A 13905-nucleotide genomic window follows, 5' to 3' on the forward strand; every position below is an offset into this window, starting at 1 on the left:
CGAAGAGCTGGATCGCCGGAGTCTGGACACCGAAAAGCGAAAATGAGAAAAACTTCATGAACTTCTCATCAAATTCTCATCTTGCCTTAAGCATCCGCTCAGAAGCGGGGGCTATGATACAGGTATAAGAAAAAGAGGAGGAGAAAGAACATGAAGAAAATTATCTTAATCCCGGCAGCAGCAGGAGTCCTGGCATTTGGAGGAATCGTTCTCGCAAATACAAACCCAAATACGGATGCAAGCCCCGCAGCCACTGAATCACAGGAGACAAATACAGTTCCGGCAGCACACGAAAAGCAGGTCTCAAATGAATTGATCGGCTTTGAAAAAGCTGCAGCCATTGCACTGGCTATCGCAGACGGCAAAGTGACTGACGTTGAACTGAGCGAAGACGACGGACGCAAGGAATATGAAGTTGAAGTCCATACAGCAGAATATGAATATGATTTTGACATCGATGCATATACAGGAGAAGTGCTGGAGCAGGACCGCGAACGCTTAAGGGATGGGGACAGATCAGCTGCACGGCAGGATGTGAAAACAGAAAATGGGAAAAAGTCCACTCAGCCAGGCAATGAACAAAATGTATCTTCTCAAAATGGACTGATTTCTGCGGAACAGGCAAAAGATATTGCTTTGAGGGAATCCGGCGGCGGGACTATAGTGGAATTCGAATTGGACAATGACGACGGAAGACAATATTACGAAATCGAAATTGTGAACGGGCAGACAGAATACGAGCTGGAAATTGACGCAGCATATGGCTCAATAACCGAATTCGAGCTGGACGATGATGACGACGATGACGATAACCGATAAATCCAGTAAAAAAAGAGCCGGTGGGCTCTTTTTTACTTTGCCGGCAATACCACTTCCGCAGTAGTCCCAGTCCCCGGCTCGCTTGAGATCAACAATGAACCGCCGTGGTCCTGAATGATTTTCTGTGAGATGAGAAGGCCGAGTCCGGTGCCGTTTTCTTTTGTCGTATAAAAAGGTTCGAAAAGTCTGTGCAGGCTTTCAGCAGAAATGCCAGTGCCGGTATCTCTGATTTTTACCGAAATCAAACTGTCAGTCGATTGCGAAACGTAAAGAGCAATCTTGCCTTCCGGCGCCATTGCTTCAACTGCGTTTTTCAACAGATTGATGAAAACCTGTTTAATGGCATGTTCTTCCCCGCGCAAAATATAATCTTCGTCCTCATTCCAATGTTCTTCAAACACAATGCCTTTTAAATTGAATTCGGAACTGAACAGTAAGCTGAGCTGAACAATCAATTTACGCAAACTGAATTCTTTGATTTCCGGCGCCTGTGGTTTGGCAAGCACGAGAAACTCGCTGATGATCAAATTGATCCTCTCCAGTTCTGACTGGATGATTTCGGTGTATTGAGGATAACGATGCTCAGGATCCTGATGCATGATTTGGATAAAACCGGAAATAACCGTCATCGGATTTCTGATTTCATGCGCAACCCCGGCTGCAATCTCTCCGGCAAGTTTCAATTTTTCGCTTTGCAGGATCAATTGTTCCGATTCTTTCTGATATGTAATGTCCCTTGAAATAACAGAAGTGGCGATAACATTTTGCTGCTTATCGAAAATTGGGCTCAGCGTCAGATGTGCATGGAATTGCGTGCCGTCTTTTTTCATGTCCACTGTGTCATGCAGCGTAAAACTTTTGCCTTTCAGTAATTCAGCTGCCTGCAGTTCAGCAATTTCTTCTTTTTCAGCCGGATACGGTTTTATGGTTTTGCCGTAGGATTCTTCTGCAGACCACCCATACAGTTTCTCGAAAGCCGGATTGATGGCAATCACCCGATTGTCTTTATCAAATACAGCCATTGCATCCTTCGCAGTCTCGAAAAACAATTGAAGATAGCCTTCACGGGAAATAAGGGCTTCTTCCATGGATTTATTTCGGTCCTGCATTTGTTCCCACAGCCTGCTGAAAAGGACTGTGTGAAAAAAAGTAATAAGGAAAATAATCATCAGGAAGGTCATTATCGACAAATGGTCGTAATGGGCGGTAGGTGTTCTGCCCATCTGGTCCATAAAGTAAATGAGCACAAACATTTCGAGCAAAGTTGCTGCCAGCAGAACGAGCATGGGCCTCAGTTCATTTGATAACGCGGCGGCAATCAAAGGGAGGGCAAAATAAACGAGCGTAATGGCGGACAAGGATTCCACATTAAGAATGAACAAATAGATGTTCATTGCATATAATAATAAGGAACGCAGTGTCTTGTCACCAAAGGACTCTTTTGTAAAAAACAGCAGGAGGCAGACAGAAAGCCCGAAAAATGGTGCAACCACCGCAGCATTGAAAGTGAAAATGGCGTTTAAAGTGATATGCAGGAGGCTGGCAAAGCCAAATATATGCAGGAATAATAAATTTTTCTGGCGGTTTGTGTTTGCTTGTTTCATCATAAACCTCCGATTTCCATGGATTACTTAATAATACTACAGTCGGGACTGTGCGAAAACGCCTGATTTTGATATGATTAAGCTATTAAGGGGGCGTCACGCATGACATACCAGTGGAATTCAGAAGAAACGATTGGACTTTTGGGTGACCTGGCAGGGATTCCGAGTCCTTCAGGTTATACAATGGAAATAATGGGAACGATTAAAAAGATGCTGGCCAACTGGAATGTTGAACACATCACAACGAATAAAGGCGGCGTCATTGCCACCATCAAAGGTGACAACGATGAACGCCATAGATTGCTGACGGCACACGTCGATACACTTGGTGCCATGGTCAAGGAGATCAAGCCGTCCGGGCGACTTAAGCTTTCACTCGTCGGTGGTTTTAAATTCAACGCCATCGAAGGGGAAAATTGCCTCATACATACAGCTTCCGGAAAAACGGTTACCGGTACAATACTTCTTCATCAGACGACCGTCCATGTCTATAAAGATGCGGGGACCGCTGAACGCAGCGCAGACAATATGGAAGTCCGGATTGATGAAAAAGTGTTTTCAGAGGGGGCAGTTAGGGAACTTGGTATTGAGGTAGGCGATTTTGTTTCATTTGATCCGAGATTTACTGCTACAGAATCCGGTTATGTGAAATCCCGCCATTTGGATGATAAGGCCAGTACGGCATTATTGCTTCAATTAGTGAAGCATCTCAGCAGTTCTTCCGGGAAACTGCCGTACACAACGCATTTTTATATTTCCAATAATGAGGAAATCGGCTATGGCGGCAATTCCAATATACCGCTGCAGACGGAAGAATATATTGCCGTTGACATGGGTGCAATCGGAGATGGCCAGGCTTCCGATGAATATACTGTGTCCATCTGCGCAAAAGATTCCAGTGGACCCTATCACTATGGCCTCACCCGCCATCTGATTGCTTTGGCACAAGACAATAAGATTGATTACAAGGTGGATATATATCCGTATTACGGTTCTGACGCATCAGCGGCGATCAGCGCGGGCTATGATGTGAAACATGCGTTATTCGGTCCGGGGATTGAATCTTCACATTCATACGAACGAACCCATACAGATTCATTGAAAGCCTCGGCAGCATTGCTCTATGCGTATGTAATGTCTCCGTTGGTTTCCTGATTAGGAGGATATTCATGAATAGCAGGGAATTACTCGATAATATTCCTTATAAATTGATTTCAGGTGAATTGCCTGAACGAATAGAATACATCACAATGGATTCCCGGGACGCTGTTCCAGGTTCATTATTCGTCTGCATTAAAGGATATACGGTAGATGGCCACGATTTTGCCGGCCAGGCAACTGAAAGTGGCGCTACGCTCATTCTTTCAGAAAAGCCTATCAGCGTGGAAGGGCCGGCAGTGCTGATAGTGGAGGATACGGTGCGTGCTTTGGGGCAATTGGCTTCAAAGTATTATGATTACCCATCAAAAGACATGCAAATGATCGGCGTCACCGGTACAAATGGAAAAACCAGCGTTGCCGGAATGATTCATGCAATGCTGATGGAACTGGGCAGGAAATCAGCATTAACCGGAACAATCGGTTTTAATCTGAACGGGGAAATGCATCCTTCCGCTAACACGACCAGTGATGCCTTAACGACACAGCATATGATCGCCCAGGCAAAAAAAGCCGGTTGTTCCCATATGACGATGGAAGTTTCTTCACATGGGCTAGTACTTGGGCGGCTGGCTGGGGTTGAGTTCAATACGGCTATTTTTACGAATCTGACACATGACCATCTTGATTTCCATGGGACAATGGAAGAATATGGACACGCAAAAGGCTTGCTTTTTGCTCAGCTTGGCCAGGATCTCAGCGAAAAGAAAAGGGCCGTGCTCAATGCAGATGATCCATGGTCTGAGCAATTAGCAAAAATGACTTCTCACCCAATTTATACTTATGGTGTGGAGAAAGAAGCACAATTCAAAGCGGATAATATTTTCATGGATCAGTCAGGCACTTCTTTCCGCCTCGTGTGCCCGGACGGGGAATTTTCGGTTTCCATGAAATTGCTTGGACATTTCAATGTCTCCAACGCTCTTGCGGCCATAACAGCTCTGTATGCAGAAGGTTTTAACTTGAAGGACATACTGACTGCGCTTACTTCAATCGACCCAGTCGAAGGCCGTATGCAGAAAGTGGCAATGGAAGCGCCGGTAACTGTATTTATCGATTATGCCCATACTCCGGATGCCATCGAAAAAGCTTTGGCTGCAGTGGCCGATTTTAAACGGAATAAAATCATCTTTCTTGTTGGAACAGGCGGCAACCGGGATAAAACGAAGCGGCCGACTATGGCCAGGAAAGCTTCTGCTGCCGATTATGTCGTACTGACGACCGATGATCCAAGAGATGAATCGTATGACAGCATTTTGAAAGATTTGGAGAAGGGCATGACCCATCCGAATTATGCATGCATTGGAGATCGGGAAGAAGCGGTAAAACATGCCATCCAGCAATCGGAACCGGGCGATATCGTAATTCTGGCAGGAAAAGGCCATGAAGATTACCAGATAATCGGCGCCACAAAAATTCCTCACAGCGATAAGGAAATCGCCAAACAGGAAGCGCTGAAAAAATATAGTTGAAAAGAGGCCGTAAATGGCTTCTTTTTTATGGGACAGGCAGGTTAAACCTCTTGTTTTTTCAGTATGCCTTCTCTAATATGTAAAGAGTAGATTAAAGGAGCGTAAAACATGTCAGTACAAATTAAAAATGAAATAGAAAATAGAAGAACTTTCGCAATTATTTCCCACCCGGATGCCGGGAAAACAACTTTAACCGAAAAACTGCTTCTATTCGGAGGAGCAATCCGGGACGCAGGTACGGTCAAAGGGAAAAAGAGCGGGAAATTTGCAACATCGGATTGGATGGAAATCGAAAAGCAACGGGGGATTTCGGTTACGTCTTCGGTCATGCAATTTGACTACGATGGCCACCGTGTCAATATTCTCGATACACCTGGACACCAGGATTTCAGTGAAGATACGTACCGTACATTGATGGCAGTAGACAGTGCTGTGATGATCATCGATGTCGCAAAAGGGATCGAAGCGCAGACTGTGAAATTATTTAAAGTCTGCAAAATGCGCGGCATTCCGATTTTTACCTTTATCAACAAAATGGACCGGCAAGGGAAAGAACCGCTGGAACTCATGGAAGAGTTGGAGGAAGTCCTTGGCATCCAATCTTATGCGATGAACTGGCCGATCGGCATGGGTAAGGAATTCCTGGGTATTTACGACCGCTTTAACAAACGCGTTGAACCTTTCCGCAGTGAAGGAGAGAGATTCCTCCCGATTGATGAAACGGGCGAACTGGCTGTTGACCATGCTATGAAGCAATCTTCATATTACACACAGGCTATGGAAGATATCCAATTGCTGGATGAAGCCGGCAACGAATTTTCTTATGACCGTGTGAAGAGTGGGGAACTGACCCCAGTCTTCTTCGGCAGTGCGCTTGCCAATTTCGGCGTCCAGACTTTCCTGGAAACTTATTTGCAGTTTGCACCATCACCGCAGCCGCGAATGACAAAGGAAGAAGATTACGTGGATCCGGTGGAAACACCGTTTTCCGGTTTCATCTTTAAAATTCAGGCGAATATGAATCCAGCGCACAGAGACCGGATTGCTTTTGTGCGGATTGTATCGGGCAAATTTGAAAAAGGGATGAACGTGACACTTTCACGTACCGGAAAATCATTCCGGCTTTCCCAGACAACACAATTTCTGGCAGATGACCGGGAAATGGTGGCTGAAGCCGTAGCCGGTGACATTATCGGTTTGCACGATGTAGGGAATTATCAGATTGGTGACACCATCACCAGCGGCAAGAAATTCCAGTTTGAAAACCTGCCTCAGTTTACACCGGAATTATTCGTTAAAGTAACTGCGAAAAACGTGATGAAGCAAAAGCATTTCCATAAAGGGATTCTGCAGCTCGTGCAGGAAGGCGCCATTCAGTATTACAAGACGCTTCATATGGAGGAAGTCATTCTGGGGGCGGTTGGACAATTGCAGTTTGAAGTGTTCGAGCACCGCATGAAGAATGAATATAATGTGGATGTACGGATGGAGCCCATCGGTTCCAAAATTGCACGATGGATTGAAAATGAGGAAGATATTAAAGAATCGATGTCAAGCAGCCGTTCAATGCTTGTCAAAGACCGCTTCGATAATTATGTGTTCCTCTTTGAGAATGAATTTGCAACACGCTGGTTCCAGGATAAGAACCCGGGAATCCGGCTGTACAGTTTGTTATAAAAAGCGGAACAATTGGTTAGTAAAGGGAAACGAGTTGTAAAACCTGCCATTTGGCAGGTTTTTTTAATGGCGGAAAAGGATAAGTTCCCTGCTTGACGGGGTTATATATAAATTATGCAAAATTAGAATTTTTGTTCACATTTAATATGTTTTCAGCTGTAAAGGGAGGTTTAAGTTTGCGGTGGCAGGCGGTTTTTCTTATGATAAAAGAACGAAGTAACAGAGAGGGTTTGACACGATGCATTTAAGTGATTTTTCAATAAAAAGACCGGTCCTGACCGCTGTCACGATGTTTTTGGTCATTATCCTGGGGGCAGTGTCATTTTTCAGAATTCCAGTGACATTAATACCTGAGTTGAATCCGCCAATCGGTGTGGTCGTAACAAGTTACAGCGGCGCCAGCCCGACTGAGGTCAGTGAAAAAGTGACCAAGCCTTTGGAAGCGAATCTCTCCACATTGCGTGGGATTGAATCCATTCAGTCGACTTCACAGGAAGGTTCAAACTTCATACTCCTGGAATTTGACTGGTCGACAGATATCAATGATGTCCAAAGTGATATTCTGCAGCGCATCGACCAGACTTTTCTGCCGGACGATGCAGGCACTCCCCAATTCCTGAAATTTGACCCATCCCAGTTTCCGATATTGCAATTATCGCTTCGGGCAACTGAATCAGATGTGGATATCCGGGTATTGGCTGAAGAACTGGAAACCGAATTGCTGCAGACGGAAGGCGTTGCGAACGTAAATATTTCGGGCAGCTTAATAGAAGAAATTCTGATTTCGTTAGACCAGGAATTGCTGGAAGAGAATGGGCTTCAGCAATCCGATATTGTCCAAGTGATTCAGGGAAGCAATGTGTCCATGCCGGGTGAGCCGATTGAAAGTGAAGATGGCCGCAACCTGACAACACGCATCATCAGCACATTGACCAGTCCGGAGGAAATAGCCGATCTGGTGGTTACAGTGGATCCGATAGAAGGGGAAAATCTGACGATCGGCGATGTCGGTGAAGTCACTTTGGCTGAACGAGAACGCAATAGTGAGACGAGAGCCAATCAGGAGCCGGCTGTGCTGCTGTCAGCTCTTCAGGAATCCGGCGCAAATACCGCCGACGTTTCCACGGCTTTCCAGGAACGCCTTGATGAATTATTGCAGAAAGAGAAATTCAGCGCAGTGGAAGCCGATATCCTGTTTGATCAGGGGGATTATGTAAAGCTTGCGGTCGGCAATATTGGACAAACCCTCATTTTTGGTGGGATATTTGCCATGCTCGTGCTGTTCTTCTTCCTTCGCGGCATTAAAAGTCCGCTGATTATCGGCATTGCAATTCCTTATTCCGTCATAGTGACTTTTGTCTTGATGTATTTTGCGGATTTTGCACTTAATATCATGACGCTCGGTGCGCTGGCGCTGGGCATTGGTATGCTCGTCGACAATGCAATTGTCGTAATAGAAAACATTGAACGGCATCTCGCCATGGGGAAATCTTCAAAAAAAGCAGCTTCCGATGGAGCCAATGAAGTAGCCAGTGCCATTACTGCCTCAACTTTGACCACGGTTGCCGTATTTGTTCCGGTTATTTTCATTTCAGGTCTGATCGGCGAGATTTTCTTCGAATTTGCATTGACGATTTCGTTCAGTTTATTCGCTTCATTGGCTGTGGCTCTGACAGTGGTGCCTATGCTGGCATCAAAATGGCTGAAAAAGCCGAAAGGCAATGCAGAAGCGCGGAAGAGAAGGTCAAAGGGACTGAAGAATTTCGAACGTTCCACCAAATGGGCATTGCGCCACCGGGTTCTTGTGTTATTGATTACGCTGGTGTTCCTGATAATTGGAGCATTCGGCGTCTCGCAGGTCGGCACTGAATTCCTGCCGGCGACCGATGAAGGGTTTGTCAGTGTATCGGTGGAGCTTGAAAACGGGGCATCCCGGACAGCGACTGATGAAGTCGTCACCATGATTGAAGAAGAACTTGAAGCGGCAGAAGATGTCGATGTCTATGTTAGTCTGGTCGGTACCTCACAGCAAGGACAGGCTCAGGGCTCTTCCGAATCCAATGTGGCGGAAATTTATATCAAGCTGGTCGATCTGGAAAACCGTGACCGGTCAGTCTTCCAGTTTGTCGACGACGTGCAGCCTGAAATTCTGGAAAAAGTGGGGGACCGAGCAGAAGTCGGATTCAACCTCCAGACAGCTGCAGGTTCGACTCCAAATACGCTGTCCTTCACCGTTACGGATACTGATCCCGTAAGATTGGACGAAGCGGTGGAAAGGATCAATGAGTCGCTCAGCAACTTATCGACGGTTACCGAATTGACAAACGACCGCAATGAGACCATAGATGAAATTCAAATGACGATCGACCGTGAAGCTGCCACTGAATACGGCATGGCTCCTGCCCAGATCGCCCAAACGGTGAATAATATTACCAGAGGAGTCCAGGCCACTCAGCTGATCAACGAACAGGACGACGTTCTCAGTGTTTTCGTGGAGATCAGTGAAGATGACCGCGACAGTTATGAAAAGCTGCGGGAACTCAGCCTGCGAACACCATCAGGAACTTTCGTCGAACTGCAGGAACTGGCGGATATAGAAATTGCACAGGGGCCTGTCAGCATTCAGCGTGTCGATCAGGCGGGAAGCGTTTCCTTTACCCTTCAGCACAAGTCGGATGTCACGATGGGGGATATGTCTGATGAAGTGGATGCGGCGCTCGAGGATTTAAACCTTGATGAAGGGACAATGATTACGTTCGGCGGCGACCGTGAATTATTTGATAACGCGATAAACGATATGGTAATGGCATTGATCCTGGCAACCGTCCTCGTCTATCTTGTAATGGCAGCCCAGTTTGAATCTTTCAAATACCCGTTCGTTATCATGTTCACAGTCCCTTTGATGGTAATCGGTGTAGCCATCGCCTTATTCCTTACACAAACGCCAGTCAGCATCACTGCAATAATCGGGGTGCTGGTGCTGGTAGGTATTGTAGTTAACAACGGGATTGTTCTCGTCGATTATATTAACAAGCGAAAAGACAGCGGTATGGAATCGTATGACGCAATCATCATCTCGGTCCGCGACAGAATGCGGCCGATTCTGATGACGGCACTCACCACCATTCTTGGCTTAGCGCCTTTGGCGATTGGCATCGGAGAAGGAACAGAAATCAATCAGCCGATGGGGATTGCCGTTATCGGTGGCCTTATCAGCTCGACGTTACTGACATTATATGTCGTTCCGATTGTCTACAGTCTGTTTGATAAAGAAACCCGATTGATGAATAGAAAGTGAGCCCCAGTGGTTCACTTTTTTTTTTTGCGTATTTAATTGGAATATTTAGTATAATCGTAGTTAGATGATATGCAGTACAGTAACCAGTTAGGGGGGAACAGAAATGACCGAAGCTGTATTTACAGGATATCCAGGTTTTATTGCCAGCCAGCTGATCCGCAAATCGATTGATGAGGACAGAGACCGCGGCATCACAGCAATTATTTTAGCGGCTGAACGCCCGAGGGCAGAAGAAGAGGCTGAGCGGATTCGACAGGAGACGGGCTGCCGGGAAATTCGCCTCATGGAAGGCGATATAACGAAACAAGGATTGGGGCTCCGGGCGGAAGATCTGGCATACCTGCAGGATAAAGAAATTATCCTTTGGCATCTTGCGGCAATTTACGATCTGGCTGTGCCTCGGGACCTTGCCTGGAAAGTGAATGTCGAAGGCACAAAAAATGTTAATGACTTTGCTGCCGGCCTTTCCGGACTGCAGCGTTATATGTATTTCAGCACGGCGTATGTCGCCGGAAAACGCGAAGGGGTATTGCGGGAAGATGAATTGATCCGCCCTGAACAGTTTAAGAACCATTACGAAGAAACGAAGTTTGAAGCAGAAGTGCTGGTTGATGTGATGAAAAAAGAGTTTCCGGTAACCATTATCCGTCCTGGTATAGTGCGCGGCCATTCCAGGACCGGTGAAACCATTAAATTTGATGGGCCTTATTTCTTCCTGAATATGATCGACCGCATTCGCAAGCTGCCGATTATACCCTATATCGGAAAATCTTCTTCCTATATAAATGTGGTTCCAATCGATTATATATTGGAATCCTCCATATACCTCAGCACGCTGAAAGCTGCGGAAGGGGTAACTGTCCATTTGACTGACCCTGCCCCGCACCCTGTGGAAGAAGTTTATCGGTCAATGGTTTTTCACCTGGCGGGCAGGAAACCAAAGGGCCGTCTGCCCAAACAGCTGGCAACTGTAAGCCTTAAAAGCAAACCTGTAAGAAAGCTGCTGGGTGTTGAAGCCGAAACATTGGATTATATGGATTGGCCGGCATCTTTCGATACATCCAATGCAGCACGGTTATTGCAGGGCAGCGGCATCAAGTGTGCCGATTTCCTGGAGACAATGCCCGAAATGGTGGCCTTTTACAATCTGCATAAAAATGAAAAAAAATATCATATCCCGATTCAATAAATATATACAAACGGGATGGAGGTGGTATAATCAGGGTACAACTAAATTTACTTTGACATTATGTCAAAGGGGAGTAGCTGTAGGGAAACCTATTTCACAGTCGTCAAGACATGGTTAGTAGCCATCGGTTGTGATAGCGATTTTATTTGCTTAGCGAGACCTTTGCCTTTTATTAGGCAAGGGTCTTTTTTGCTGGCAAAAATTAGGAGGAAGAGAAGATGGACACAGTTTTATTGGAGTATGCCTGGGTTTTATTGGTTTTAATCGGACTCGAAGGCTTACTTGCTGCGGATAACGCAGTCGTAATGGCGGTAATGGTCAAACACTTGCCGAAAAATCAGCAAAAGAAAGCTTTATTCTATGGTTTGGCAGGGGCATTCGTGTTCCGTTTCGCCGCATTGTTCATGATTACGCTGCTGGTTAATATCTGGCAGATCCAAGCTTTAGGAGCAGCTTATCTGTTGTTCATCTCGGCGAAGCATATCTACGACCAGCGAAAAGGAAAGGAACATTCCATTGAACCGGAAGCAACAAAAGGTGCAGGTTTCTGGATGACAGTGCTGAAAATCGAATTGGCCGATATTGCATTCGCCATCGATTCGATGCTGGCTGCAGTGGCTCTCGCAGTAACGCTGCCGCATTTGGATATATTTGGTCTGGAAGACATCGGGGGCATCAACTCCGGACAGTTTACTGTTATGCTTGCCGGTGGTCTGATCGGAGTGATTATCATGCGCTTCGCTGCCCATAAATTCGTTCAGCTGCTGGAAAAATATCCGCAATTGGAAACCGCGGCATTTGTTGTCGTTGGATGGGTCGGTGTGAAATTGCTCGTGATGACATTGTCACATGAGAAACTTGGGTTTCTGCCGCACGATTTCCCGCATTCAACTCCCTGGACCATCATTTTCTGGACAGTGCTGGTCGGAATTGTTGTTGTCGGCGCATTGATCGGATTGAAAAAGAATAAGAAATCCGAAGTCCATTAATGGCAGAAGGCATCTTCTTGGGAAGATGCCTCTTTTTTATGGATGACAATAAAATCTGAAATAAAAAAGTTTATACCCCCTTAAAAATGGGTAAGGACCCGAATCTTCTATTCAGAAGCAACTGCTCATTCTGTTCCTGCTTTTCAATTATTCCATTTCTCGGTAAACTTAGAGTTATGAAAAAAGCGGAAAGAGGTGAACTGTATGCTGCTGTCAGTATTGTCCGGATATTTCGGTCGAGGAGAAAAAAGTAATGCCGAAATGCTGGCAATACAAGCTCAGAATGGCGACGAGCGGGCAATGGAAGACTTGTTGCTGGCCTATTCACCTTTTATGAAAAAAACTGCCGGTCAGGTTTGCAAAAGGTTTATCAGTGACCATGACGAAGAATACAGCATCGCCCTATCCGCTTTTCACGAAGCGGTAAAAGGGTTTAATCAAGAGAAAAGCACTTCTTTCCTGACGTTTGCGCATATGGTCATCCGCAGAAGAGTCATCGATTTTATACGGAAAGAAGTTCAGCGCAATGATTTCGCCCATGATTTTCATGGTTTGTCGGAGGAAGACGATTTCAGAAGCGGGATTGACAGCAGAGCGTCCGTCCATTCCTACTCTGAACAGCAGCAGGCAGAAGCGCGGAGGGAAGAAATTGCCTCTTTTGAAAAATTGCTTTCCGGCTATGGCATGTCTTTCCAGGATCTGGTGAAAGTTTCGCCTGCACATGAAGACGCCAGAGTGACGGCCATCCAAATTGCCCAGCTGGTGTCGGAAACAGAAGAATACCGGCAATATCTTCAGCGCACCAAAAAACTGCCGGTCAAAGAACTCGTGCAGCTGGTTGAAGTTTCGAGGAAGACCATTGAGCGCAATAGAAAATACATAATTGCGATCGCCTTGTTGATGATGAGTGATTTGCATTATTTGAAGGATTATTTGAAGGAGCGGTTGCGCTGATGAAAATGCAAAAAGGCCTGTGCATCGAATTGAATGATGAGTTTTCCATTTTCCTTGCTCCAAACGGAGAATTTGTTCAGGGAAAACCGGTCAGGGAAACAGCTGTAGGAGAACAGGGCTATTTTTATCCGAAGCAGGCCATGGCTGTGAAAAAGACACGCATGATCAAGCCGGTATGGGCTCCTGTATTTGCGGCACTGGCGGTCGCGGTTCTATTTCTTTCGGTCCTGCTGCCGAAACAGGAAGCATTTGCCTATATTCAGGTTCAGGTGAATCCAGGAATTGAACTGGGAATAGATGATGAGTATGAAGTGATTTCCGTACGCGGGCTGAATGCTGACGGCCGGGAATTGATCAGCGAAATAGGCGCATGGAAACATCATCAATTGGAAGAGGTCCTCAATAGAGTCATTGAATTGTCGCTGGAAACAGAGACGGATGAAATCACCATAACCACTGTGGCTGATGAAGAAGAAAAAGTCGATGATGAAGCATTGATGAAGTCGGTGACAGCCATTTCAACGAAAGTGGTTGCTGAAAATATTACAGTGCGGCTGAAAGAGGCTTCCAAAAAACAATGGAGAACATCTGTTGAAAAGAAAGTGCCAGTCGGCCATCTGATCAATCATTCTGAAAAGCTGGAAAAAGGTGAGCCGGCAACAAAACCTGCGGAATCCAATGATAAAAAGCCGATAGAAATTAAAGAGCAGCCATCAGCAGAAGAAAAAGTAAAGAAACAGGAAGA

10 protein-coding genes are annotated in these 13905 nt (G+C 45.8%); 9 read left to right on the top strand and 1 reads right to left on the bottom strand.

Features of this window, described 5'->3' with window-relative positions; translation table 11 throughout:
* The first annotated feature begins 150 nt into the window (after positions 1-150).
* Positions 151-819: a PepSY domain-containing protein gene (locus tag KW93_RS17005; protein WP_052131640.1), complete on the top strand. Its 669-nt coding sequence runs from the start codon at positions 151-153 to the stop codon at positions 817-819.
* A gap of 32 nt (positions 820-851) precedes the next feature.
* On the opposite strand, the gene KW93_RS14010 is transcribed toward KW93_RS17005, so the two are convergent.
* Positions 852-2423: an ATP-binding protein gene (locus tag KW93_RS14010; protein WP_033543658.1), complete on the bottom strand. Its 1572-nt coding sequence runs from the start codon at positions 2421-2423 to the stop codon at positions 852-854.
* A gap of 102 nt (positions 2424-2525) precedes the next feature.
* On the opposite strand from KW93_RS14010, the gene KW93_RS14015 reads away from it, so the two are divergent.
* The 8 genes from KW93_RS14015 to KW93_RS14050 all read left to right on the top strand — a co-directional run.
* The gene (locus KW93_RS14015) at positions 2526-3578 is read left to right on the top strand and encodes a M42 family metallopeptidase (RefSeq protein ID WP_033543659.1); all 1053 of its coding nucleotides are present in this window, start codon (positions 2526-2528) and stop codon (positions 3576-3578) included.
* Between the two features lie 14 nt (positions 3579-3592).
* Complete coding sequence (locus tag KW93_RS14020; RefSeq protein WP_033543660.1) at positions 3593-5053, top strand: UDP-N-acetylmuramoyl-L-alanyl-D-glutamate--2,6-diaminopimelate ligase; 1461 nt, start codon at positions 3593-3595, stop codon at positions 5051-5053.
* A 108-nt stretch (positions 5054-5161) separates the two neighbouring features.
* Positions 5162-6730, top strand: a complete 1569-nt coding sequence (locus KW93_RS14025) for a peptide chain release factor 3 (protein ID WP_033543661.1) — start codon at positions 5162-5164, stop codon at positions 6728-6730.
* Positions 6731-6968: 238 nt separating this feature from the next.
* On the top strand, positions 6969-10028 hold the full coding sequence (locus tag KW93_RS14030; protein ID WP_033543662.1) for an efflux RND transporter permease subunit: 3060 nt from the start codon (positions 6969-6971) through the stop codon (positions 10026-10028).
* A 103-nt stretch (positions 10029-10131) separates the two neighbouring features.
* A complete protein-coding gene (locus KW93_RS14035) occupies positions 10132-11217 on the top strand; it encodes an SDR family oxidoreductase (RefSeq protein ID WP_033543663.1) in 1086 nt (361 codons plus the stop codon).
* A 218-nt stretch (positions 11218-11435) separates the two neighbouring features.
* Positions 11436-12206, top strand: a complete 771-nt coding sequence (locus KW93_RS14040; RefSeq protein WP_033543664.1) for a TerC family protein — start codon at positions 11436-11438, stop codon at positions 12204-12206.
* A 204-nt stretch (positions 12207-12410) separates the two neighbouring features.
* Entirely contained in the window at positions 12411-13160 is a 750-nt protein-coding gene (sigI, locus tag KW93_RS14045) for an RNA polymerase sigma-I factor (RefSeq protein WP_033543665.1), read from the top strand.
* Positions 13160-13905 (top strand): anti-sigma-I factor RsgI family protein (locus KW93_RS14050; RefSeq protein ID WP_033543666.1); only part of this gene is annotated, 746 nt, incomplete at its 3' end. The genes sigI and KW93_RS14050, both read left to right, overlap by 1 nt.

The organism is Planococcus sp. CAU13 (assembly GCF_000775575.1).
GTDB lineage: Bacteria > Bacillota > Bacilli > Bacillales_A > Planococcaceae > Planococcus.